This is a genomic window from Acidovorax sp. SUPP3434 (assembly GCF_030159015.1).
In the GTDB taxonomy this organism is placed as follows: Bacteria; Pseudomonadota; Gammaproteobacteria; order Burkholderiales; family Burkholderiaceae_C; genus Paracidovorax.
The window spans coordinates 211,306-233,444 of the sequence record NZ_BQXL01000007.1 but is presented as its reverse complement, the minus strand read 5'-3'; the positions used below and the strand labels follow the sequence as shown (position 1 = coordinate 233,444).

Below are 22,139 nucleotides of genomic sequence, written 5' to 3'. Positions count from 1 at the left end.
GAGCAGCGGCCCCACCTGTCCCTAGAATACAAAACGCCCGATGCGGTGCACCGGGCGTCTCTTGCAAGCCAATTACGGCTAGGGTTCAGTCCCGCATAGGTGTCAACCTATTCCAGGACGGGTCACAGCGAAGGGGATCGAATCCCCCTCACACTCATCGGTCAGCGGCCGGCGCGCTTGCGCTCGTTTTCCGTCAGGAAGCGCTTGCGCAGGCGCACGCTCTTGGGCGTGATCTCGACCAGTTCGTCGTCCTCGATGAACTCCACGCCGTATTCCAGCGTGAGGTCGATCGGGGGCGTGATCTTGATCGCGTCTTCCTTGCCGGAGACGCGGAAGTTGGTCAGCTGCTTGGTGCGCGTCGCGTTCACGATCAGGTCGTTGTCGCGGCTGTGGATGCCGACGATCATGCCTTCGTACACCGGGTCGTTCGCCTTCACGAACATGCGGCCGCGGTCGTCCAGCTTGCCCAGGGCGTAGGTGAAGATTTCACCGTCGTCCATGGAGATCAGCACGCCGTTCTTGCGGCCGCCGATGGCGCCCTTGTGCGGTTCGTAGCTGTCGAAGATGTTGGAGATCAGGCCCGAGCCGCGCGTCAGGTTCAGGAATTCGTTGGTGAAACCGATCAGGCCACGGGCCGGAATGCGGTACTCCAGGCGCACGCGGCCACGGCCGTCCGACTCCATGTTCACCAACTCGCCCTTGCGCTCGCCCAGGGCCTGCATCACGCCGCCCTGGTGGGTTTCTTCGATGTCGGCCGTCACCAGCTCGATCGGCTCGTGCTTTTCGCCGTTGATGTCGCGGAAAACCACGCGCGGCTTGGACACGGCCAGCTCATAGCCTTCGCGGCGCATGTTTTCCAGCAGGATGGTCAAGTGCAGTTCGCCACGGCCCATTACCTCGAAGATGCCTTCTTCGTCGGTTTCCTTCACGCGCAGGGCCACGTTGTGCTGCAGTTCCTTTTGCAGGCGGTCCCAGATCTGGCGGCTGGTCACGAACTTGCCTTCGCGGCCGGCCAGGGGCGAGGTGTTCACGCAGAAGTTCATGGTCAGCGTGGGCTCGTCTACCTTGAGCATCGGCAGCGGTGCGGGGTTGGAGGGGTCGGTCACGGTCACGCCGATGCCGATGTCCTCGATGCCGTTGATCAGCACGATGTCGCCCGGGCCGGCCAGGGGCGTCTGCATGCGGTCCAGGCCCTGGAAGGTCAGCACCTGGTTGATGCGGCCCTTGACGCTCTTGCCCTCGGGGCCTTCCATCACCAGCACGTCCTGGCCGGGCTTCACGGTGCCCTGGCTGATGCGGCCCACGCCGATGCGGCCCACGAAGGTGGAGAAATCGAGCGCCGAGATCTGCAGCTGCAGCGGAGCGGTCGGATCACCCGAGTTCGGAGGCACATGCTTGAGGATGGTGTTGAACAGGGCCGACATGTCGGGCCCCCACTGCTCGCCGGGAGCGCCTTCTTCCAGCGAAGACCAGCCATTGATGCCCGAGGCATACACCACGGGGAAGTCGAGCTGCTCGTCGGTCGCGCCCAGCTTGTCGAACAGGTCGAACGCGGCGTTCACCACCTTGTCGGGGTTGGCACCGGGCTTGTCCACCTTGTTCACGACCAGGATCGGGCGCAGGCCCAGGGCCAGGGCCTTCTTGGTCACGAAACGCGTCTGGGGCATGGGCCCTTCTTGCGCGTCGATCAGCAGCACCACGCTGTCCACCATGGACAGGGCACGTTCCACTTCGCCGCCGAAGTCCGCGTGGCCCGGGGTGTCGACGATGTTGATGTGCGTGCCTTCCCAGCTCACGGCGCAGTTCTTGGCCAGGATGGTGATGCCACGCTCTTTTTCGATGGCGTTGTTGTCCATCACGGTATCGACGACCTTTTCGTGGTCGGCGAAGGTGCCGGACTGGCGCAGCAGCTGGTCGACCATGGTGGTTTTGCCGTGGTCAACGTGCGCGATGATGGCGATATTGCGGATTTGTTTGCTCATAGTGCTTCCAATATGCCGCGCTCTACCTGCGGCGTGCTTTCTAGAATCTGTTGAATTTCCAAGGGGCTCAGGAGCCGGTCGGGCACCAGTTCACCCGCAGTGGTGTGGCCCACGCCCAGCAGGGCATGGGGATCGTCTCCAAAGACCGCGACCGCGGGCGCATCGGGCCAGGGGCCGCGGCGGCGCACGCCGGACAGGAACCGCCCGGCATTCTCGCTGTCCAGCGTGACACGCACATGCTGTGCCAGCAGGATCTCGGCGGGGTGCACGCAGGCCATGCGCTCACCCTCGTCCATCGCCTCCAGCGCGGCCAGCGTGACGCAGCGCTCCACGCCCAGCCCGCCGGTGTCGATGCGCCGCAGGAACGTGAGGTGCGCACCGCAACCGAGCGCAGCACCGATGTCCTCGCCCAGCGTGCGAATGTAGGTGCCCTTGCTGCAGGTTACTATTATTTTGATAGCAGAACGCCCTAGTGCTTCTTGCACTGGAGCCAGTTTCAATGCATGGATGACCACGTCGCGCGCCTCGCGCTCCACGGCAATGCCGGCGCGTGCGTACTCGTACAGCGCCTTGCCATCCTTCTTGAGCGCGCTGTGCATGGGCGGCACCTGGCGGATCGGTCCCGTGAACTGGCGTTGCACCTCGGCCAGGCGCCCGGGCGTGAGTTGCGCCGGATCGACCGCGCGCTGCGCCAGCACCTCGCCCTCGGCGTCGCCAGTGGTGGTGGTCGTCCCCAGCAGGGCGATGGCCTCGTAGGTCTTGGGGGCGTCCAGCTGCAACTGGCTGAACTTGGTCGCCGCGCCGAAGCACAGCGGCAGCACGCCCGTCGCGAGGGGATCGAGCGTACCGGTGTGGCCCGCCTTCTCCGCCCGCAGCAGCCACTTGGCCTTCTGCAGGGCATCGTTGCTCGACAGGCCCAGCGGTTTGTCGAGCAGCAGCACGCCATGCACCGGACGCCGCTGGATGCGGGTGCGCGGCGCGCGCACCGCACCGCCACGCGGCCCGTTCGCTGCGTGCAAATCGCTGCCCCCCAAGGGGGCACTCGCTCCCTGGGGCGGCCCGTCGGTATGCATGCTCAGTCTTCTTGGGCGCGCGAAGAAACCGCCTTGGCGATCAAGGCATTCATATCGGCCGCACGCTCGGTGGTGCGGTCGAACACGAAGTGCAGCGTGGGCACGGTGTGGATGTGCAGGCGCTTGAACAGGCCGTTGCGCAGAAAGCCCGCGGCCTGGTTCAGCGCCACCTGCGTGGCTTCGGGGTCACCGATCAGCACGCTGAAGAAGACCTTGGCATGCGCGTAGTCGGGAGTCACCTCCACGGCCTGCAACGTCACCATGCCCACGCGCGGATCTTTCAATTCGCGCGCGATCAGCTCCGTCAGATCGCGCTGGATCTGATCGGCGACCTTGAAGCCGCGGTTGGGGGTGGAGGATTTCTTCGCAGCCATGTCGAGCCTCGGGCCTTACAGCGTCCGCGCGATTTCCTTGATGTCGAAGAACTCCAGCTGATCACCTTCTTTGATGTCGTTGTAGTTCTTGAGCTTGATACCGCACTCGAAGCCTTCCTTGACTTCCTTGACATCGTCCTTGAGGCGCTTGACCGAGTCGACTTCGCCCGTGTAGACCACCACGTTGTCGCGCAGCAGGCGGAAGCGTGCGTTGCGATGGACCATGCCCGAGGTGATGTAAGAACCGGCAATCGTGCCGATCTTCGTAGCCACGAACACCGTGCGGATCTCGGCCGTGCCGATGACTTCCTCGCGCTGCTCGGGGGCCAGCATGCCGGACATGGCGACCTTCAACTCGTCCACGGCGTCATAGATGATGCTGTAGTAGTGCAGATCGACGCCGTTGCTCTCGGCCGTCTTGCGCGCGCCGGCATCGGCACGCACGTTGAAGCCGATCACGATGGCCTTGGAGGCGATCGCCAGGTTGATGTCGGACTCGCTGATACCGCCCACGCCCGCATACACGAGCTGGACCTTGATCTCGTCCGTGGACAGCTTGAGCAGCGACTGCGACAGCGCTTCCTGCGAACCCTGCACGTCGGCCTTGACGATGATGGGCAGGTACTTGACCTCGCCCGCCGTCATGTCGGCGAACATGTTCTCCAGCTTGGCGGCTTGCTGCTTGGCCAGCTTGGTGTTGCGGAACTTGCCGGCGCGGTAGGTGGCGATTTCGCGGGCCCGGCGTTCGTCGCCCAGCACCATGAATTCGTCGCCGGCCTGCGGCACTTCCGTCAGGCCCTGGATTTCCACCGGGATCGACGGGCCGGCCGATTTGGCAACCTTGCCGTTTTCGTCCAGCATGGCGCGCACGCGGCCGTAGGTCTGTCCTGCCAGCACCACATCGCCGACCTTCAGCGTACCGGACTGCACCAGCACCGTGGCCACGGGGCCGCGGCCCTTGTCCAGCTCGGCTTCGATCACGAGGCCCTTGGCCATCGCATCGACCGGGGCGCGCAACTCCAGCACTTCGGCCTGCAGCAGCACCTGCTCCAGCAGGTCGTCGATACCCATGCCGGTCTTGGAGGACACGGGCACGAAAGGCGAATCGCCACCGTACTCTTCGGGTACGACCTGCTCGGCCACCAGTTCCTGCTTGACGCGGTCGGGGTTGGCATCGGGCTTGTCGGACTTGGTGATCGCGACCACCATGGGCACACCGGCCGCCTTCGCGTGCTTGATGGCTTCCTTGGTCTGCGGCATGACGCCGTCGTCGGCCGCCACCACCAGGATGACGATATCGGTGGCCTGCGCACCGCGGGCCCGCATGGCGGTGAATGCCTCGTGGCCCGGGGTGTCCAGGAACGAGATCATGCCGCGCGGCGTTTCCACGTGGTAGGCACCGATGTGCTGCGTGATGCCGCCGGCTTCGCCCGCGGCCACCTTGGCACGGCGGATGTAGTCCAGCAGCGAGGTCTTGCCGTGGTCCACGTGGCCCATGACGGTGACCACCGGAGCGCGCCAGACCGATTCGGCCTGGGCACCCGCCACGTCGTCGTTGGTGAAGGCTTCCGGATCGTCCAGCGCCGCCACCACGGCCTTGTGGCCCATTTCTTCCACCACGATCATGGCGGTGTCCTGGTCCAGCGGCTGGTTGATGGTGACCATCTGGCCCATCTTCATCAGCGCCTTGATGACTTCGGACGCCTTGATCGACATCTTGTGCGCGAGCTCGGACACCGTGATGGTTTCGGGCACGTGCACTTCGATGATGCGGGCTTCCACCGGAGCGGATTGCTGGTGATGGTGGTCGTCGCGCTCGTTGCGGCGGCCACGGGGACCCCCGCGCCAGTTGTTGCGACCCACGCCGCCACTGCTGTCGCCGCGCGTCTTGATTTCCTTCTTCTTGGCAGGATCGCCGGCCCAGCTGGACGACAGCTTGGCGGACTTGACCTCCTTGTTGCCGCCAGCGGGCGCGGCCGGTGCACGGGCACCCGGCGCAGCGGCTGGCTTGTGCAGCGTGCCCTTCTTGGCATCGGCACCGGCAGGCTTGGCGGCCGCGGGAGCCGGCTTGGGCTCCTCGGGCTTCTTGGCCACGAGCACCTTCTTGGGCGCAGCCATCATGGCGCGGATCGCCTCGGCTTCGGCCAGGGCCTTGCGGCGGCGTTCGTCCAGATCGACGGCGCGCGCGGTTTCCTCTGCCGCACGGGCCTTGGATTCTTCTTCGGCCTTGGCGCGGGCTTCAGCCTGGGCGGCCTGGCGTGCACTGGCTTCCGCCGCCTGCTCGCGTGAGGCCTCCTGCTTTTCCGCCTGCATCTGGGCCTTGCGGCTTTGCTCCTGCGCGGCGTAGGCAGCGGCACGCTCTTCGGCTTCGCGCTCGCGCTGTTCGCGGGCTTCCCGCTCGCGGCGCTTTTCGTTCAGCTCGGCTTCCTGGTGGCCGATCAGCTCGGCCTGGCGGCGTGCTTCCTCTTCGCGGCGCACGAGGTCCTGCGATTCCGGAGACATCACGGTTTCCGCGGCTTCGGCAGCCTCGTCGGAGCCGGCGTCGGAGGCGCCCTCGCCCCCTTCGTCGCGCTTGATGAAAGTGCGCTTCTTGCGCACTTCCACCTGGATCGTGCGCGCCTTGCCGGTGGCGTCGGCCTGCTTGATCTCGCTGGTGGATTTTTTCGTCAAGGTGATCTTCTTGCGATCGGCCGAGGCGGTGCCGTGGCTGGCCTGCAGGAAGGCCAGCAGCTTTTGCTTGTCCGTTTCGGTCAAGGCATCGGTCGGGGCGGCCTTGGCCACCCCGGCAGACTTGAGCTGGTCGAGCAGGGTTTCTGGCGATTTCTTGAGTTCAGTGGCGAACTCGGCGACTGTGTTACTGGACATATTTGGTTCGTACCTCCCCTGACCTACTCTTGCCCCGCGAACCAATGTTCGCGCGCCTTCATGATCAAGGCTTTGGCATCTTCTTCAGACTGGCCGGTCAGGGCGGTCAGTTCGTCAAGGCCTAAGTCGGCCAGATCATCCCGGGTGTTCACGCCGCCTTCGGCGAGCTTGCCGATCAACTCGGGCGTGAGGCCCTCGAGATCGCGCAGGTTCTGCGAAACGCCGTCCACGCTTTCCTCTCGGGCAATTTCCATGGTGAGCAGCGCATCCTTGGCGCGGGCACGCAGCTCGTTCACGGTTTCTTCGTCGAAGCTTTCGATCTCCAGCATTTCCTGCAGCGGCACGTAGGCCACCTCTTCGAGGCTGGCGAAGCCTTCCTCGATCAGGATGTTGGCGATTTCCTCGTCCACATCGAGCTTTTCCATGAACAGCTTGCGGGCCGTGTCGGTCTCGTTGGCCTGCTTTTGCGCACTTTCAGCCGCGTCCATGATGTTGATCTTCCAGCCCGTCAGGTCGGAAGCCAGGCGCACATTCTGGCCACCGCGGCCGATGGCAATGGCGAGGTTTTCCTCGTCCACCACCACGTCCATGGCGTGTTTCTCTTCGTCCACCACGATGGACGACACGTTGGCCGGCGCCAGCGCGCCGATCACGAACTGAGCGGGGTCTTCCGACCACAGCACGATGTCCACCCGCTCGCCGGCCAGCTCGTTGGTGACCGCGTTGACACGCGTGCCACGCACGCCCACGCAGGTGCCGATGGGATCGACGCGCTTGTCGTGCGAAAGCACCGCGATCTTGGCGCGGCTGCCGGCATCGCGCGCGCAGCTCTTGATCTCCAGCAGGCCCTGCTCGATCTCGGGCACTTCGTTGCGAAACAGCTCGATCATGAACTCGGGCGCCGAGCGCGAGAGGATGATGGGCGCACCGCGCAGCGTGAGGTCGACTTCCATGATCATGGCGCGCACCCGGTCGCCATTGCGAAGGTTTTCCTTGGGGATCATCTCGGAGCGGCGCAGGCGGCCTTCCACCCGGCCCGACTCGACGATGATGTCGCCCTTGTCCATGCGCTTGACGGTGCCGGTGAAGATCTTTTCGCCGCGCGACATGAAGTCGTTGAGCAGCATCTCGCGCTCGGCGTCGCGGATCTTCTGCAGGATGACCTGCTTGGCAGCCATCGCGCCGATGCGGCCGATGGGCACCGAATCAACACCCTCTTCGATGAATTCACCCACTTCGATGTCGGCGATGCGCTCGCGGGCATCCATCAGCAGCTCTTCGGCTTCGGGGTTCTGCAGACCGGCGTCGTCGGGCACGACGAGCCAGCGACGGAAAGTCTCGTAGTTGCCGCTGTCACGGTCGATGGCGACACGGATGTCCACTTCGCCTTGGTACAGCTTCTTCGTGGCCTGGGCAAGGGCCAATTCGACGGCGCCAAAGACCACATCGCGTTCCACGTTCTTCTCACGCGAAATGGCTTCGACCAACATCAACAGTTCGCGATTCATGCGACGACTCTCCTATTTTTCAATCTCTTGAAGGCCGCCGCGCCGCGCGCGCCAACCTTTGTATTCGTTCGGTGTGTCAGGCCTGGACCGGCCCGTCTTTGGATCCCCGCCCCTTGAAATCGACGATGGACGCCAGGCGCGCATCGCGCAGTTCGTCCAGCGTGAAACCCAGCGCTTGCAGCGGCGCCGGTACGCGTTTCTTGCTGACCCGCTGGCCAGGCTTCACGGGCGGCTCTTCGCTCCAGACGACCTGCCATCCACCGGCTTCGGTACGCTCCAGCGTGCCGCGGAATTTCTTGCGGTTGGCATTGACCTGACCGCCGCCAGCCTCGCCGATGGGCGCCTTGAGCGTGAGGTCCACCATGTGCCCGGTGAAACGGATGAAATCCTGCTCGTGGCGCAGAGGGCGATCGATGCCGGGCGAGGAGATCTCCAGCCGCTTGTACTCGACGCCATCCACTTCCAGCGCGAACTGCAGTTGCCGCGTGACCTTTTCGCAGTCTTCCACGGTGACGAACTGCTCGGGCAGCACGGACTCACCCTCCACGGGCACCTGCCAGAGCAAATCGATGGTGATGCGCAGCAGGCCGCCGGCGGAGCGCTCGATCTCCACCAGGTCATAGCCCAGCCCGGTCACGGTTTGTTCAACGATCTGCTGCAATGCCACGTGTTGTTCTGTTCAGTATCCAGAAGTACAAAAAACCCGATAACCACCTAGGACCTTCCAGGGCAGCTTCGAGCTCCAAAAGCGAACGGCCAAAAAAAACGGGCGGTAGGTACCCGCCCGTTTGGTCGTGAAGACGCAATTGTAGCCTGTCGCGCGCCGCTTTGCAAAGGCGGCGGCATGCAATTTGCATTGGCGCCACAGGCGTCCCGGTCGGCCCTGCGGCGAGCGGGCAAAAAACCCGGCGGTTCTCCGCTATCCACGGGCTGCGCGCACCCGTTCGATCAACGCCTGGGCCTGTGGATCCCGCCCTGCCGGAGGCTGGGATGCCAGGCTGTCGAGCAACCGCGAAAGCACTCCGGACTGGGGCAGCAGCGGGCCGAGAAAGCGCGCGCCGGCCGGATCGGCGATGAGCAGGGTCGGAAAGGTTTCCACGTCCAGATCGCCGGCCAGGTCTTCCTCGTCTTCGATGTCCACCCACACGAAGCGGGCCTGCGGATGGGCTTGCGCCACGGTGTCGAACACCGCCCGGTATTCCCGGCACGCACCGCACCAGCCGGCGCACAGGCAGACGACCCACCAGCCGGCGTTCGCACTGGGGAAGAAAGTGTCGGGAGAGGCAGCCGGTGCGTGCATGGAAGAAAGGATGGGGCTCAGGGATGGCGCCCCTCGCGGGCGCGGTAGATGTCCATCGTACCCACACTGGCCGCCCTATTGCCCCAGGCGTTGCGAACATAGGTCGACACCGCCGCCACATCGTCGTCGCCCAGCACGTGCCGGAACGGCGGCATGCCGTAGGGGCGCGGGTTGCCGGCCGTGGTGGGCGGGTAGCCGCCCAGGAGCACCATGCGCACCAGATTGGTCGGGTTTTCCATGGTCGCGGCGCGGTTTCCCGCCAGTGCGGGAAAGGCGCCAGGCCGGCCCTCGCCGCGGTCTCCGTGGCATTGCGCGCATTGCTGCGAATACACGGCGGCGCCCCGCTCCATGGCCGAAGCGGACGGGGGTGCCACCACCGGTGCCGGGCGTTCGTGTGCGGGCAGCGCGCGCAGGTAGACCGCCATGGCGCCCAGGTCGGCATCGTTCAGGTACTGGGTGCTGCGGAACACCACCTCGGCCATGGGCCCGGTGACCGACCCGCGCGGCGCCACGCCGGTGCGCAGCAGCGCCACCACGTCTTCCTGCGGCCAGCCGGCCACGCCCGCCTCGGCGGCGACGTTGAGGGCCGGGGCATACCAGTTCTGCACCGGGATGAGACCACCGCGGAACGCCTGCGATTCGCTCGTCGCGCCGAAGGCGTTGCGCGGGCTGTGGCAGGCCGCGCAATGGCCCAGCCCCTGCACGAGGTAAGCCCCCCGGTTCCACTCGGCCGACTGCTGCGGATCGGGCGCCAGCGTGCCGGGCCGGAAGAACAGCGCGCGCCAGCCGGCCAGCGCGGCCTGCGTGCTGAACGGGAACGCCAGCGCATGGGGCGTGTTGGGCCGCTGCACGGCCGGCAGGCTGCGCAGGTAGGCGTAGATCGCGTCGGAATCCTCGCGCGTGACGTGGGTGTAGTTGGGGTAGGGAAACGCGGGGTACAGCAACCGGCCGTCCCGGGACCGGCCGTGGTGCATCGCGCGCCAGAACTCCGCCGCTGTCCAGCGCCCCAGGCCGGTTTCGGCGTCGGGCGTGAGGTTGCTGGCGAACACCACGCCGAACGGCGTCTCCACGCCCCGGCCTCCGGCGAACGGCGCCCGACCCTGCGCGGTGTGGCACGACATGCAATTGCCCGCACGCGCCAGGTATTCACCGCGCTGCACGGCCTGCGGCGCAGGCTGTGCCAGGGGCACGTCCTGGGGCGGCAAGGGCGCTTCGCCGCGCAGGTTCAGGAACACCACCACGGCGCACGCCAAGGCGCCCAGCAGCACCAGGCCGACCAGCCCTTTCAGCGCGCGCTTCATTGCAAGCCCCCCGATGCGCCTGTGCCGGCGGCGGCCACGCCGCCGCAGGGCATCGGCAGCCGGCCGGGCAAGGCAGCGGCAGGCCGTGCATCGGCGGGCACGGCCTGTGCGGACAGCCAGGCAGTGACCGCGCTCACGTCTTCGGGTGCCAGTTGCCGGGCCACGTGGGCCATGCAGTCGGGCGCCTGGGCGCGCCGCTGGCCGGTCTGCCAGGCGCCGATCTGGCTGTTGAGGTAGTCACGCGGCAACCCCAGCAGGCCGGGAATGGCCGGGGCCACGCCGGTCATGGCGGCGCCATGGCACTGCACGCAGGCCGGAATGCCCAGCGCCGCATCCCCCTGGCGCACCAGCGTGCGCCCGCGATCCAGGGCCGCAGGCGTGGCCCGGGCCGGGGGCGGCGGAGCGTAGGGCAGGTCCAGCGCGGCGAAATGCGCGGCGATCTCGCGCAGGTAGTCGTCGGTCATGTGCTCCAGCAGGTAGGCCATTTGCGGATAGCTGCGGCGGCCGTCCCGGAAATTGAGCAGCTGGTGGTAGAGGTATCCCGCCGGCTTGCCGGCGATGCGCGGAAAGTAGCCCTCCTGGGTGGCGCGCCCTTCCCGGCCGTGGCAGGCGGTGCAGGCCAGCACGCGGTCGCCCAGGGCAGGAGCGGCCGGCCCGTCGGCAGGGGCCGCCGCGGCGGCCGGCCCCGCCGCCATCAGCAGCGCAAGCAGCGACACAAGGGCCGGCCAAGCCAGGCGCCCGGCCCGGCGTGCGGTTTCATTCATGGGGGATCCGTTCGGACGTGGGAAATGCAGCGGGTCTGCCATGGTGCGACTCTACGCACCCCGTGCAAAACAGTACAGATTCAGTTTGCCGCTAAAAATACGGATCAGTTGCATGCCGTCCACGCCGCCACGGTCCATCCACCACCCCTCCCCGGTCCGCTCCCGTCCATGAAACGCTACGAACGCCACGCTGACGCCCTCGCTCAGTTGATCCACAGCGGCGCCCTGCGCGCGGGCGACCGCATGCCCTCGGTGCGGGAAACCAGCCGGACCCGGGGCATCAGCCCCTCGACCGTGTTCGCGGCCTACGACCTGCTGGAAGCGCAGGGCCTGGTGCATGCCCGGCCGCGCTCGGGCTACTACGTGAGCCACCGGCAGCCGTCCGCCACGGACCGCGTCCCAGCCGAGCCCCAGCCTTCGGCGCCGAACGACGGCTCGCGCGGCGTGGAGATCAGCGATCTGGTGTTCGACGTGCTGGGTTCGGCGCGCGAGCCGCACCTGGTGCCGCTCGGGTCGGCGTTTCCGGGCCCTGAGCTCTTTCCGCTGGCGCGGCTGGCGCGCTGCCTGTCCAGCGGCATGCGCCGGCTGGACCCGGCCGCCATCGTGCAGAACCTGTCGCCGGGCGACGAGCGGCTGCGCCAGCAGATCGCGCTGCGCTACGGCCTGCACGGCATGGCGGTGGATGCGGCCGAGATCGTGACCACCAACGGCGCGATGGAGGCGCTCAACCTGTGCCTGGAGGCCACCACGCAGCCGGGCGACATCGTGGTGCTGGAGTCGCCCACCTTCTACGCGGCGCTGCAGGCGCTGGAGCGGCTTCGGCTGCGCGCGGTGGAGATCACCACCCACCCGCGCGAAGGCATCGACCTGGGCGCCCTGGAGCGCGCGCTGCACGCACACCCCGTCAAGGCCTGCTGGCTCATGCCCACGTTCCAGAACCCGCTGGGCAGCACCCTGCCCGAGGAACGCAAAGCGGCGCTGGTGGCGCTGCTGGCCCGCCACGGCGTTCCGCTGATCGAGGACGACGTGTATGGCGAGCTGCACTTCGCCCCGCGCCGCCCGCCTCCGGCCAAGGCCTTCGACACCGGGGGCCACGTGCTGCACTGCAGCTCGTTCAGCAAATGCCTGGCGCCCGGCTACCGCGTGGGCTGGGTGGCTGCGGGACGCTTTGCCGGCGCGGTGCAGCGGTTGAAGCTGATGACCACGCTCTCGACCGCCACGCCGTCGCAGCAGGCGCTGTCGGAATACCTGGACCAGGGCGGCTACGACCGGCACCTGCGCCAGTTGCGCGGCACGCTGGCGCGCCAGCAGGCGCGTGCACGGGCGCTGATTGCCGCGCACTTTCCGCCGGGCACGCGCGTGTCGCGGCCGGACGGCGGGTATTTCCTGTGGGTGGAGCTGCCCCAGTCCATGGATGCCCTGGCCCTGCACCGCGCGGCGCTGAGCCGGGGCATCAGCCTGGCACCGGGGCACCTCTTTTCCACCGACCGGCGCTTCTCGCACTGCGTGCGCATCAACTGCGGCCACCCGGCCGTGGCGCGCTTCGACGAGGCCCTGCGAACCGTGGGCGCACTGGCCGGCGCGCTGTGCCGGGGCGGGTCCCCCGACGCCGCTACCGATTGCTATTAAATCAATAGCAATGGAGGCAATGATGACTAGGGCATCGGCACTTTTTCTTTCAAACCGCCGCCCCGCCATCCTTCCGCGTCAGGGAAGCACGGAAGACGCCCTGGCCTTGGCCACCAGCGCATCCGCATCGCGCCGCAGCAGCAGGCGCCCCGCCACCAGTGCATCGGCCGCCTGGGTGACCGCGGCCACGTACCCGGCCTGCGTGCCGTACAGCTCCTCCAGCGAAGGCCGCGCATCGCCCGCCGCCAGCCGCGCGGCGCGCGTCTTGTGGAAGGGAATGAAGCTGCCGGTGAGGTTGGACAGATCGGTGATGCCCGGCGTGGCCACGTAGTTGAACTCGATGCTCGTGCCCAGCGGGGCGCGCGCTTCCACGCTCGGGATGCCGGCGCGGGCCAGCCCGGTGGACGGGTCCACCTGCGGCACCAGGATGGCGTAGTCGCGGCCCACGGCGCGCGGCGGCTGCAGCGTGGCGATGCCGGACTCGTCCTGCGGCACGTACTGCGGCCCGAAGTCCAGCAGCGAGAAGCCGTTGTAGCGCGCCAGGTAGTCGAACGCCGGGATGGCGGTCGGCGTGCCGCCCACGCTCCAGGTCAATCCCCGCATGGCCGGATACACGAGCTTCGCGGGCGGCACCAGCGTGCCGTCGGCCACCTTGGGCACCTGGCTGGCTGGCGGCTCGGTGCCGCGCACCACCCAGTCTTCCAGCGCGATGAACAGCGCGCGGAAGGTGTCGGTGAAGTGCACCACCGTGCCGGCCGGATAGACATTGCGCGTGGGCGCGTAGCTGATGCTTTCGGTGCCGCCCGTGCCGCCGTGCTGCGTGCTGGCGTAGTAGTAGATGCGCGCATTGGCGGGCTGGGCGAGGTCGCGCAGGCCGTTGGCATCCGTCAGCACCGGCGAGCCCTGCAGTTGCCAGAACTCGGTGCCCGACAGGCCCAGGAAGAACTTCGGGCAGGTGTCGGTGGCCGCGCAGCGCTTCATCACGCCGCCCTGCCGGCCGCTCACCTCGTCGCTGTAGTCCTTGTCCAGCCCGCGCGGCGCCGTCTGGCCGAAGGCCGTGTGGTCGGTGCGCAGCCCGCCGCCGCCGCCCGGCACGGCAAAGCGCGTGTTGATGTTGGTCTGGCGCGCGGCCACGTGGGCGAACATACCGTCGAACACCTTGCCGCCGCGCAGCGACTGGTTGAAGCCCAGGTGCAGGAAGGTCTTCATCGCGTTGCCCGACTGCGAGGTGCCCTGCCCCAGCGTGGACTGGATGCGGCCGGCGACCGGGTTGGCCCGGCCTTCGGCATCGGCGGCCGCGCTGCGGAAAAAGCTCACTGTGTCGCGCAGCGCCGCCAGGCCCACGCCCATGACCTTGGGGTCTTTCGCCACATAGACCAGCTCGTACAGGTACTGCGGATCGAAGCCGCCCTGCAGGCACACGCTGGCCGGGCTGGGCGTGCCCGGGAACGGGTTGGCGGCCGCATCGCAGGTGGCGAACTTCCACTGGCCCGCGGGCACGGGCTCGCGCGCATCGGTCTCGTTGCGCCGGCGGGTGAGCGAATAGCCGGGCTGGGTGTTGTCCAGGCTGGCGGGCTCGTACGGGATCATGGTGCCGTTGAACACGCCGCCCGGCAGCGCCATGGCGGGCACGGTGGCCGTGGGCACGAGTTCGGTGCGGTACGGGCCGGTGATGGTGCTGCCATCCTTGTTCCGGGCCACGGGCACCGTCACGGTCAGGCGCGCAGGCGTGCTCTTGGGCACGTCGCCCTGCCAGGCCGAATACAGCATCACGTAGCCCCGCTCGAAGTACACCGCATCGCCCGGCGTCGCGGCCGGGTTGGGCTGCGTGAGGATGTTGCCGCGGTTGGGAGCGTCGTAGCGCAGCACGCCGCTGGCGCGGGCCATGTCCTTGGGCTTGAGCATCACGAAATCGGCGCTGTACTCCACCATGCCGCGCGCATTGACGGGGGCCAGTTGCAGGTCCTGGATCACCGCATTGCGCGGGTCGGCGGGATCGACCTCGCCGCGCAGGGTGCCGGTCAGTTTCTCGTAGGCGCCCACGCTGCCGTAGGTGCCCGCGACGTCCTCGGTGGCCGTGATGGACAGGCGCATCTGCGGAGCGGTGGCCGAGGGCGGGGAATCGCTGCCGCCGCAGGCGGCCAGCAGCGCCGCGGCCAGCACGGGCGCCATGGCGCGCAGCCGGGGTCGACCCAGCGGGGAAATCGCGAAGGACGGGAATGTCATGGTCTTGTCTCCGAAGTGTTCTTGGGTGTTGTCGTCGGTACAGGGCAAGGCTGCGCCACCCCGCCGTGCGCTGCGGCGGGGACGTGCGCGCCTTCAGGGCGCGGCCCGATGGGCCGTGAGGGGCGAGAGAAAACCTATTCGGGCTGAATGCCCGCGGCCTTGATGACCTGGCCCCATTTCTGGGTCTCGGCGGCCTGGAACTTCGCGAGTTCGTCGGAGGTGGTGGTCCAGGCCTCGGAGCCCGCCATGTCGTAGAACGACTGGGCCGCCGCGCTCTTGGTGGCCTGCCCGAGCAGTTCGTTGACCCGCGCCACCACGGGGGCCGGCGTGCCAGCCGGCACGTAGGCGGCGAACCAGTAGCCCATGTCGTAGCCCTTCACGCCGGCCTCCTCGATGGTGGGCACGTCGGGCAGTTGCGCGCCGCGCTTTTTCGTCGAATAGCCCAGCGCGCGCAGCTTGCCGGCCTTGATCTGCGGCACGCCCGTGGAGGTGTCAGTGATCATCAGATCGATCTGCCCGCCCAGCAGGTCGGTGATGGCCAGGGGGTTGCTCTTGTAGGGCACGTGCAGGATGTCCACGCCGGCCAGTTGCTTGAGCATCTCCCCCGCGACGCGGCTGGACGAGCTGCCACTGCCGAAGCTGAGCTTGCCCGGGCTCTTCCTGGCCGCCGCGATCAGCTCGCCCACGTTCTTGTAGGGCGCCGCGGCGTTCACCACCAGCACCTGGCCGCCCTTGCCCAGGCCGGTGACCGGCACGAAATCCTTCACCGGGTCATAGGACAGCTTTTTGTACAGGTGCTCGTTGGCGGCGTGCGTGGTGTTGGTGGTGATGAGCACCGTGTAGCCGTCCGGCGCGGCCTTGGCCACGGCCTGCGCGGCGATCATGCCGCTGGCGCCGGCCTTGTTGTCCACCACCACCGCCTGCTTGGTGTCGGTGGTGACGGACTGGCCGATAGCGCGCGCGAGCTGGTCGGTGGCGCTACCCGCCGCGAACGGCACGACGAAGGTGATGGGCTTGGACGGATAGGCCGGGGCCTGGGCAGCGGCCGGCCCGGCCACCGCCAGGCCCAGAACCACCGCCACGGTGGCGACGAGCGCATGGCGGCGCGAGGCGCGCCGGTGCGGTTCGGGGCGAGGCTGGGGGTGGAAAAAGGGGTTCATGTCGTCTCCTGTGTGGTTATGGAAAAAGCGATGCAGGACCGCGGGCCCGGCGCATGGCCGGCTGCGGCATTCGAAAGGCGTCACCCGGGCGGTCCCGCCAGGTGCCCGGCCAGGGCGGCAGGCACCTCGACGGGCAAGTCGAGCAGCAGGAACGACAGCGCCTTGCCGTGGCTGTCGAGATTGAGCGCATCGTTCACGCCGCCGTCCAGCACGTCGTCAATGACGAAGTTCATGGCGTGCAGGTTCGGCAGCAGGTAGCGCGCAACGCGGCTGGGCCGGCGCAGCGCGAACTGGCGCGCCACGGCGGCCTCGGTGACCTGCGCGGTCAACACCTCCCACAGCGCGGGATGCCAGGCGATCACGCTGATGTTGGAGCGGTTGCCTTTGTCGCCCGTGCGGCTGTGAGCGAGGCGGTACAGGGGCACGGTCAAGGGCGCGGCGGTGGCAGTAGCGGAGGCCGAAGCGGAAGATGGCGCGGCGGCCGATGCAGGGATCGAAGGGGTGGCGGTGGTCATGGCGGGTTCCTCGGGGCTCGGCGTCAATCCAGCATCACGTGGCCCACGGCCACGGACTCGCGCGGCACCAGGCACGACACCGTGCCCAGGCGCGGTCGCATCGCGGTGCGCACGCCGCCGCCGCCCGCCGGGCCGCAGCAGTACAGGGCCGTCACCTCGCGCACCAGGCGCTGGGCGCTGGCGTGCTCCCGGTGCTGCAACGCCACGCGCAGGCGCACATCGCGGGCATCGCCGGCCGCAGCCGCGTCCCGCCAGTGCCCGGCGTCGTCGCCGAACACGCTGGTCACCCCGATCAGATCGATGCGCAGCGGCGCGACGCCGGCCAGGCGCTCGCGCAGGACCTCGCCCGCCAGCCGCGCGCGTGCTTCGGCACGGGCCCCGGCATAGGAAATCTCGCCCTCGGCGAACCAGCCGGATTCAAAGCAAACATTCACCTTGAGCGACGGCGGCCGCGCATGGCCGCTCACCCCTTCCAGCCGCACACGGTCGGTGCCGGCCGGCAGCACGCGCGCGGTGGTGATGTCGGCCACGACATCGGGCGTGAGGTAGGCGGCGGGGTCGTGCAGTTCGTACAACAGCTGCTCCTTCACCGTGCGCTCGTCGATGCGCCCGCCCGTGCCCGCGGGCTTGGCGATGGTGCAGTGGCCATCGGCGTCGATCTCGGCGATGGGGTAGCCCAGTTGCGCCATGCCCGGCACGTCCTTGTAGCCCGGGTCGGCGAAATACCCGCCGGTGACCTGCGCGCCGCATTCCAGCAGATGCCCGGCCATGGTGGCGCGCGCCAGCCGGTCCCAGTCGTCCGGAGCCCAGCCGAAATGCGCGAGGGCCGGCCCCAGCACCAGCGAGGGGTCCGCCACGCGGCCGCACACCACGATATCGGCGCCTGCGCGCAGCGCGTCGGCAATCGGCTGCGCGCCGATGTACGCATTGGCGCTCACGATGGGGTCGGTGGGCAGGGCTGCGCCCAGCGCCTGGGCCAGCACGGCACGGTGCCCGTCCCCGCTCAGGTCGTCGCCCTGCACCACGGCGATGCGGGGGCGGCGCGCACCCAGCGCTTGGGCCAATTGCTGGATGCGGTGCGCGGCACCCGTCGGATTGGCCGCGCCGAAATTGCTCACGATGCGAATGCCGTGCTGCAGGCACTGCGCCAGCACGGGGCGCAGCAGGTCGTCGAGCAGCGGCTCGTAGCCGGCATCCGGGTTCGTGCGGCGCGCCAGTTGGGCCAGGGCAAGGGTGCGCTCGGCCAGGGTTTCGAAAATCAATACCGCGGGCTGGCCGCTGGCGATCAGGGCCTGCACCACGGGTGCGGCGGCATCGGTGCGGTCGCCCGAGAAGCCGGCGGCGCAGCCGACCAGCAGGTTTTTTGGGGGGGCCATGGTTGTCTCCTGCCGGCCAATGTAGGCCCCGCGCGTTATTCTGTGAAATAGATAATCAGGATCAATTCATCCAATTCTTCAATGAATATCTCCACGCGGCAGATCGATGCCTTTATCGCCCTGGCCGGCCAGCGCAGCTTCACGCGTGCGGCCGCGCACTGCCACCTGTCGCAGCCCGCCTTCAGCGCCCTCATCCGCACGCTGGAAGATGCGATGGGGCTGCGGTTGTTCGACCGCAGCACGCGCCATGTGGCCCTGACGGCGGAAGGCGAGGATTTTCTGGAGTCCGCGCGCCGCATCCGGGCCGAAGTCGACAACGCCTTCGCCGCGGTGCACGACACCGCCACGCTGCGCCGGGGGCGCGTGGCGATCGCCCTGCTGCCCTCGCTCGCGGCGGGCTGGCTGCCCGGTGTGCTGGCGGCATACCGCGCGGCCCATCCCGGCATCGAACTGGACATCGCCGACGTGCTGTCCGAGCCCTGCATCGAGCGGGTGGCCACGGGCAAGGCCGATTTCGCGCTGGCCGCCATCCGGGCCGATACGCCGGAATTGCAGGCCGAACCATTCAGCAGCGACGGCTTTCACCTGGTGTGCCGCGCCGACCATCCGCTCGCGCGTCGCCGGCGCCATGGCGGCAAGGTCGTTGCGCTGCAATCCGCCGACCTGGCAGCATTCCCTTTCGTGCATCTGGCGCGAACCAGCAGCGTGCGCCAGTACCTGGAGGCGGCGCTGCACCCGCAGGCGATGAACACGCTCATGGAAGTGGAACAGCTCGCCACCGTGATGGGCATGGTGCGCGCGGGCCTGGGCATCAGCGTCGTGCCCACGCTCACGCTGTTCCACTTCGACCAACCCGGGCTGGTGACGCGGCCGCTGGCATTGCCGGGGTTGACCCGGCAGATCTATCTGGTGCGGCGCCGGGACCGCAGCCTGTCGGTCGCGGCCCAGGCGATGTATTCCATGGTCATGCAGCACCGGCCTTGAGCGCCATCAGACGCTACTTTTTTCATAGCAAATCATGGCGTGGACAAAGCGGTGAAGGCCGATCGGACTCGGGACCTGTACTCGGCTGCGGCGCGCAGCACCGGCTCAGTGGTGAGGCGGCGGCTCCTGCACGGGCGGCCCATCGCCCCCGGGCGGGTCTTCGACGGGGGGCACAGGCGTCCAGACGGGCTGGGGCGGCGTATCCAGCGGAGGCTGCGGGGTGGTCGGGGTCGGAATGGGGATGGAGGACGCGTGCATCGATGGCCTTTCAAGGGACGGTGAAACGTGGGAGTCGGCGGGGCCGCTGCAGCGGGCGAAACAGGCGCCTTGCAGCATGCGGCAAGCCCTATTCCGTCTTCTTTCGGTCATCGAGCTCGCCGATCAGCGCCGCCCCCTGGCGTGAGGACAACCGGGGCTCTTTGTGCGCATCGCCCCCGTAGTCCAGGCCCAGGCCGCGTGCCGAGCCGGAGGCATCGACGGCGGCGATCGGGCCGGTGGCATGCTCATGCACCGCGTCTTCCGGCGCGCGGTTGGCGTACGTGGATTCGTCACCACTGGCTCCGAAGCGCCGGGGGCCTTCGCCATCGCCGGGGTTCTCGCCGTCCACTTCGCCACGGCCGCGCGCGTCGTCGCGCATTCCATAGAGGTTGAAATGGCCCTGATCGCGCTGGCGATCCTGCTCGGGCGTCAATTTGTCGTGTGCCATTTTTTCGCTCCTGAAAAGGAAGCTGCCAGCCTATGCCGCGCATGGCCGGGCAGGTGTAGGACCAGCGCTTCCAACGGCCGGGCACTAAAAACCCGGATGAAAGTTGGGCCAAAATACTGTAAATTCATACAGCATCAACACAAGGAGCACGCCATGGAAACGGAAGAACTCACCTACACGGTCACCCTGCGCGACTATCCGGAAAACCTGCCCGAACGCGAGCGCACCAACGCGGAACGCCGCTATGCCAAGGCGATGGAAAAGGCCTTCGGCTCCGCCGCCCAGGTCGCCGCGGCACTGGACACGCTGCGCAGCCTGGAAGAGTCGCCGCCCGAAGTGGTGCCACCCGCCGATCTCGCCTTGCTGCGGCAATGGGGCAAGGCCAGTACCGCGGCGCGCCAGGCCGCGTTCCAGGGTTTGGGCGAGGCGGAAAGCGCGTACTTCGACGTTCATCTGGCGGGATGAACCGGCGTTGTTGCCCGTCCTGTCCCCAGCCATTCCCACACCCATGGGCTTCGACCAAATCGCCATCGCGTTGCTGGGCGCCGCCGCGGCATGGCTCTCTCAATCGCGCCACGAGGAACGCCGGCGCTGGGCCTGCATCTTCGGCATGCTAGGCCAGCCCTTCTGGTTCTATGCCAGCTGGACGGCGGGCCAATGGGGCATCTTCGCCGTCAGCGTCCTCTACATGGGGGCGTGGCTTCGCGGCCTGTGGATCCATTGGCTGACCGCCCGCGAGGCACCGCAGGGCATCGGTACCATTCAACTGACCCCGCAGCGCAGGCCTTGACCGCCGCCCATGGCCATCGCGGTCGATGGCATTGTCCTGCCGCAATCGTCCTACGCGAAGACCGCGAGCGGCAGAGCTAGCATGGCGCTCTCATTCCATCAGGAGCCACGCATGTCGGACGACGCCACGAAAACTGCGCAAGACCGCAAGCTCATCAGCCTGGCCGAGGACTATGAGGTGCGCGACTGGGCCCGGTCTCTGAATTGCACCGAGGACGAGTTGCGCATCGCGGTGAAAGCCGTGGGCAATTCTGCGCAGGCGGTGCGTTCCTATTTGGCGAATCGGTAGGTGACCACCATGTGGGAAGAACCGGTTGGAAAATTGGCGGATCTCCGGCAAGTGTGCATGCCGGATGCGCCGGATGATGTGCAGGGTGCCAATCCCGCGCTGCTGCCGCAGCAGGTACATCAGGCACACGAGGCCCGCGTGCAAATGAGCCATTCGGACGCGCCTTCGCGCCAGTTTTCTTGAGGGTTGGGCATTTGCAGCAACGGGGCTGGCAAGGGTGATCGACGCTAGGCAAGCGCTTGACTTTTGCGCACCGCCCCGTGCGCCGTCGAGGTCAACCCGCCATTTTGCACCAATCCACCACTTTCCATGCAGTGGGACAACAAGGGGGCCAACAGCGCCTAATATTGACCTGTCGACACTCCCTGTCGACACCTCCCTTTCTTGCTCTTGAGCAAGTTTCAGCCCGCCTTGTGCGGGCTGCCTTTTTTGTGCTGCCGCTTTCATTCGCACCGTAGCGATTCGATGCGCGAACGATTCACTTCAATGCCAAAGGAAAGCGCTGAATGCGATCGCACCCGCACTCATGCAGGGCATCGCAAACGCCGTGCAATGAATGGTCAACCGGCGTGGCGCCCCCCCCTCCGTCAAACCGGACGACGCATCTTCATTGGCATGTCCAGGCCATGCCGGCCCCGGTACACGTCTGTCCATCCGGCGCCGTCAGCACACCGTTCCCGCTTCGGCCATAAGCGGCACCCCGATCGTCGTAGCAGAACTTGGTGTCGCAGTGCGTCATGACGATCTGCCGGATCACAGGGGGGGGTGGTTCCTGAATGAGCGGTGTCTGCGTACCGCATGAGGCATTCACTCCGCTGATCGCGGCGTTCATGCGTGAACGCTTTTCTGCACCAGACAGGGTGCGGATACTGGAGACGAACTCCAACTCCTTTTGCGCGGCACGGCACTCGACGGTGGGCTGCGTTTGCGCCATGACAGTCGGCGCTGGTGAAGTCGTTGGAGTGGGACGGCGTTGCGCGTCCTGTTCGGCGCGCTGCTGTTGCGCCTTCAGCTGATGGGCCCGAGCCGCCTCCGCGCGTTCCTGCTGCAACACTTCCGCCGTTTTACGCCGTTCGATCTGTGCACCCGCCTGGCTTGCCTGGCAGGGCTGATCGGAGTAGGTGAGCTTGCCTGTGGCATCTGCGCACCGATGAACCTGCGCTGTGCTCGATAGCGTCCAGCCGCACAGCACCATGGCCACCATGGTGAGTCCCTTGATATTCATATATGACCTCCGTGCCGAGACTCTAGCAGGCGAAACGCAGCAACGTCGCGCACTAAAGGCTGAGTTCAGCACG

At 67.4% G+C, this 22,139-nt stretch carries 22 protein-coding genes; 6 read left to right on the top strand and 16 right to left on the bottom strand.

Going from position 1 to position 22,139, the window contains the following annotated elements:
• Nucleotides 1-161 precede the first annotated feature (161 nt).
• From typA to AVKW3434_RS13710, 9 genes are all read right to left on the bottom strand, one after another.
• On the bottom strand, nt 162-1,982 hold the full coding sequence (gene typA / locus AVKW3434_RS13750; RefSeq protein ID WP_272568713.1) for a translational GTPase TypA: 1,821 nt from the start codon (nt 1,980-1,982) through the stop codon (nt 162-164).
• A complete protein-coding gene (truB, locus tag AVKW3434_RS13745) occupies nt 1,979-2,968 on the bottom strand; it encodes a tRNA pseudouridine(55) synthase TruB (RefSeq protein ID WP_284406296.1) in 990 nt (329 codons plus the stop codon). Before truB ends, typA begins: the two co-directional genes overlap by 4 nt.
• Before the next feature lie 89 nt (nt 2,969-3,057).
• Nucleotides 3,058-3,429, bottom strand: coding sequence for a 30S ribosome-binding factor RbfA (gene rbfA / locus AVKW3434_RS13740; RefSeq protein WP_272568711.1), 372 nt, complete (start codon nt 3,427-3,429; stop codon nt 3,058-3,060).
• 15 nt (nt 3,430-3,444) lie between these two features.
• The gene (gene infB / locus AVKW3434_RS13735; protein ID WP_272568710.1) at nt 3,445-6,294 is read right to left on the bottom strand and encodes a translation initiation factor IF-2; all 2,850 of its coding nucleotides are present in this window, start codon (nt 6,292-6,294) and stop codon (nt 3,445-3,447) included.
• Between the two features lie 23 nt (nt 6,295-6,317).
• Nucleotides 6,318-7,802: a transcription termination factor NusA gene (gene nusA, locus AVKW3434_RS13730; protein ID WP_272568708.1), complete on the bottom strand. Its 1,485-nt coding sequence runs from the start codon at nt 7,800-7,802 to the stop codon at nt 6,318-6,320.
• A gap of 76 nt (nt 7,803-7,878) precedes the next feature.
• The gene (gene rimP, locus AVKW3434_RS13725; RefSeq protein ID WP_284406283.1) at nt 7,879-8,469 is read right to left on the bottom strand and encodes a ribosome maturation factor RimP; all 591 of its coding nucleotides are present in this window, start codon (nt 8,467-8,469) and stop codon (nt 7,879-7,881) included.
• Between the two features lie 252 nt (nt 8,470-8,721).
• The gene (locus AVKW3434_RS13720; RefSeq protein ID WP_284406282.1) at nt 8,722-9,102 is read right to left on the bottom strand and encodes a thioredoxin family protein; all 381 of its coding nucleotides are present in this window, start codon (nt 9,100-9,102) and stop codon (nt 8,722-8,724) included.
• Nucleotides 9,103-9,119: 17 nt separating this feature from the next.
• Nucleotides 9,120-10,403, bottom strand: a complete 1,284-nt coding sequence (locus tag AVKW3434_RS13715; RefSeq protein WP_284406281.1) for a cytochrome c — start codon at nt 10,401-10,403, stop codon at nt 9,120-9,122.
• Nucleotides 10,400-11,167 (bottom strand): c-type cytochrome, encoded by a 768-nt coding sequence (locus tag AVKW3434_RS13710; protein ID WP_284406280.1) that lies wholly within the window; start codon nt 11,165-11,167, stop codon nt 10,400-10,402. Before AVKW3434_RS13710 ends, AVKW3434_RS13715 begins: the two co-directional genes overlap by 4 nt.
• A gap of 168 nt (nt 11,168-11,335) precedes the next feature.
• On the opposite strand from AVKW3434_RS13710, the gene AVKW3434_RS13705 reads away from it, so the two are divergent.
• Entirely contained in the window at nt 11,336-12,796 is a 1,461-nt protein-coding gene (locus AVKW3434_RS13705; protein WP_284406279.1) for an aminotransferase-like domain-containing protein, read from the top strand.
• A 78-nt stretch (nt 12,797-12,874) separates the two neighbouring features.
• Here the strand turns inward: AVKW3434_RS13705 and AVKW3434_RS13700 are convergent, their stop codons facing one another.
• The 4 genes from AVKW3434_RS13700 to AVKW3434_RS13685 all read right to left on the bottom strand — a co-directional run bounded on the left by AVKW3434_RS13700 (nt 12,875) and on the right by AVKW3434_RS13685 (nt 18,073).
• On the bottom strand, nt 12,875-14,968 hold the full coding sequence (locus tag AVKW3434_RS13700) for an alpha/beta hydrolase domain-containing protein (RefSeq protein ID WP_284406295.1): 2,094 nt from the start codon (nt 14,966-14,968) through the stop codon (nt 12,875-12,877).
• Nucleotides 14,969-15,156: 188 nt separating this feature from the next.
• Nucleotides 15,157-16,182 carry a Bug family tripartite tricarboxylate transporter substrate binding protein gene (locus AVKW3434_RS13695; protein WP_284406278.1) on the bottom strand — a complete coding sequence of 342 codons (1,026 nt, stop codon included), beginning with the start codon at nt 16,180-16,182 and terminating at the stop codon, nt 15,157-15,159.
• Nucleotides 16,183-16,262: 80 nt separating this feature from the next.
• Nucleotides 16,263-16,697 (bottom strand): AtuA-related protein, encoded by a 435-nt coding sequence (locus tag AVKW3434_RS13690; protein WP_284406277.1) that lies wholly within the window; start codon nt 16,695-16,697, stop codon nt 16,263-16,265.
• Between the two features lie 23 nt (nt 16,698-16,720).
• Nucleotides 16,721-18,073, bottom strand: coding sequence for an acyclic terpene utilization AtuA family protein (locus AVKW3434_RS13685; RefSeq protein WP_284406276.1), 1,353 nt, complete (start codon nt 18,071-18,073; stop codon nt 16,721-16,723).
• Nucleotides 18,074-18,154: 81 nt separating this feature from the next.
• On the opposite strand from AVKW3434_RS13685, the gene AVKW3434_RS13680 reads away from it, so the two are divergent.
• Nucleotides 18,155-19,057: a LysR family transcriptional regulator gene (locus AVKW3434_RS13680; protein ID WP_284406275.1), complete on the top strand. Its 903-nt coding sequence runs from the start codon at nt 18,155-18,157 to the stop codon at nt 19,055-19,057.
• A gap of 105 nt (nt 19,058-19,162) precedes the next feature.
• Here the strand turns inward: AVKW3434_RS13680 and AVKW3434_RS13675 are convergent, their stop codons facing one another.
• Together AVKW3434_RS13675 and AVKW3434_RS13670 are read right to left on the bottom strand one after the other, a co-directional pair.
• On the bottom strand, nt 19,163-19,315 hold the full coding sequence (locus AVKW3434_RS13675; protein ID WP_284406274.1) for a hypothetical protein: 153 nt from the start codon (nt 19,313-19,315) through the stop codon (nt 19,163-19,165).
• Between the two features lie 88 nt (nt 19,316-19,403).
• A complete protein-coding gene (locus AVKW3434_RS13670) occupies nt 19,404-19,763 on the bottom strand; it encodes a hypothetical protein (protein WP_284406273.1) in 360 nt (119 codons plus the stop codon).
• A gap of 153 nt (nt 19,764-19,916) precedes the next feature.
• On the opposite strand from AVKW3434_RS13670, the gene AVKW3434_RS13665 reads away from it, so the two are divergent.
• The 4 genes from AVKW3434_RS13665 to AVKW3434_RS13650 all read left to right on the top strand — a co-directional run bounded on the left by AVKW3434_RS13665 (nt 19,917) and on the right by AVKW3434_RS13650 (nt 21,024).
• The gene (locus tag AVKW3434_RS13665) at nt 19,917-20,228 is read left to right on the top strand and encodes a hypothetical protein (protein WP_284406272.1); all 312 of its coding nucleotides are present in this window, start codon (nt 19,917-19,919) and stop codon (nt 20,226-20,228) included.
• 43 nt (nt 20,229-20,271) lie between these two features.
• Nucleotides 20,272-20,553 carry a hypothetical protein gene (locus tag AVKW3434_RS13660; RefSeq protein ID WP_272568689.1) on the top strand — a complete coding sequence of 94 codons (282 nt, stop codon included), beginning with the start codon at nt 20,272-20,274 and terminating at the stop codon, nt 20,551-20,553.
• A 111-nt stretch (nt 20,554-20,664) separates the two neighbouring features.
• Nucleotides 20,665-20,841, top strand: a complete 177-nt coding sequence (locus AVKW3434_RS13655; protein WP_284406271.1) for a DUF3606 domain-containing protein — start codon at nt 20,665-20,667, stop codon at nt 20,839-20,841.
• Between the two features lie 9 nt (nt 20,842-20,850).
• Entirely contained in the window at nt 20,851-21,024 is a 174-nt protein-coding gene (locus AVKW3434_RS13650; RefSeq protein ID WP_284406270.1) for a hypothetical protein, read from the top strand.
• 424 nt (nt 21,025-21,448) lie between these two features.
• Here AVKW3434_RS13650 and AVKW3434_RS13645 read toward each other — a convergent pair whose 3' ends face one another.
• Nucleotides 21,449-22,066 (bottom strand): DUF4124 domain-containing protein, encoded by a 618-nt coding sequence (locus tag AVKW3434_RS13645; protein ID WP_284406269.1) that lies wholly within the window; start codon nt 22,064-22,066, stop codon nt 21,449-21,451.
• Between the last annotated feature and the right edge of the window lie 73 nt (nt 22,067-22,139).

Excerpts from the sequence above, each read along its gene's own strand:
- AVKW3434_RS13665 (WP_284406272.1), top strand. The coding sequence starts at position 19,917 with ATGGAAACGGAAGAACTCACCTACACGGTCACCCTGCGCGACTATCCG.
- typA (WP_272568713.1), bottom strand. The coding sequence starts at position 1,982 with ATGAGCAAACAAATCCGCAATATCGCCATCATCGCGCACGTTGACCAC.
- AVKW3434_RS13695 (WP_284406278.1), bottom strand. The coding sequence starts at position 16,182 with ATGAACCCCTTTTTCCACCCCCAGCCTCGCCCCGAACCGCACCGGCGC.
- AVKW3434_RS13680 (WP_284406275.1), top strand. The coding sequence starts at position 18,155 with ATGAATATCTCCACGCGGCAGATCGATGCCTTTATCGCCCTGGCCGGC.
- AVKW3434_RS13685 (WP_284406276.1), bottom strand. The coding sequence starts at position 18,073 with ATGGCCCCCCCAAAAAACCTGCTGGTCGGCTGCGCCGCCGGCTTCTCG.
- AVKW3434_RS13645 (WP_284406269.1), bottom strand. The coding sequence starts at position 22,066 with ATGAATATCAAGGGACTCACCATGGTGGCCATGGTGCTGTGCGGCTGG.
- AVKW3434_RS13675 (WP_284406274.1), bottom strand. The coding sequence starts at position 19,315 with ATGCACGCGTCCTCCATCCCCATTCCGACCCCGACCACCCCGCAGCCT.
- infB (WP_272568710.1), bottom strand. The coding sequence starts at position 6,294 with ATGTCCAGTAACACAGTCGCCGAGTTCGCCACTGAACTCAAGAAATCG.
- AVKW3434_RS13720 (WP_284406282.1), bottom strand. The coding sequence starts at position 9,102 with ATGCACGCACCGGCTGCCTCTCCCGACACTTTCTTCCCCAGTGCGAAC.
- AVKW3434_RS13670 (WP_284406273.1), bottom strand. The coding sequence starts at position 19,763 with ATGGCACACGACAAATTGACGCCCGAGCAGGATCGCCAGCGCGATCAG.
- nusA (WP_272568708.1), bottom strand. The coding sequence starts at position 7,802 with ATGAATCGCGAACTGTTGATGTTGGTCGAAGCCATTTCGCGTGAGAAG.
- AVKW3434_RS13690 (WP_284406277.1), bottom strand. The coding sequence starts at position 16,697 with ATGACCACCGCCACCCCTTCGATCCCTGCATCGGCCGCCGCGCCATCT.
- AVKW3434_RS13700 (WP_284406295.1), bottom strand. The coding sequence starts at position 14,968 with ATGGCGCCCGTGCTGGCCGCGGCGCTGCTGGCCGCCTGCGGCGGCAGC.
- rbfA (WP_272568711.1), bottom strand. The coding sequence starts at position 3,429 with ATGGCTGCGAAGAAATCCTCCACCCCCAACCGCGGCTTCAAGGTCGCC.
- AVKW3434_RS13705 (WP_284406279.1), top strand. The coding sequence starts at position 11,336 with ATGAAACGCTACGAACGCCACGCTGACGCCCTCGCTCAGTTGATCCAC.
- AVKW3434_RS13710 (WP_284406280.1), bottom strand. The coding sequence starts at position 11,167 with ATGAATGAAACCGCACGCCGGGCCGGGCGCCTGGCTTGGCCGGCCCTT.
- AVKW3434_RS13655 (WP_284406271.1), top strand. The coding sequence starts at position 20,665 with ATGTCGGACGACGCCACGAAAACTGCGCAAGACCGCAAGCTCATCAGC.
- AVKW3434_RS13715 (WP_284406281.1), bottom strand. The coding sequence starts at position 10,403 with ATGAAGCGCGCGCTGAAAGGGCTGGTCGGCCTGGTGCTGCTGGGCGCC.
- AVKW3434_RS13660 (WP_272568689.1), top strand. The coding sequence starts at position 20,272 with ATGGGCTTCGACCAAATCGCCATCGCGTTGCTGGGCGCCGCCGCGGCA.
- AVKW3434_RS13650 (WP_284406270.1), top strand. The coding sequence starts at position 20,851 with ATGTGGGAAGAACCGGTTGGAAAATTGGCGGATCTCCGGCAAGTGTGC.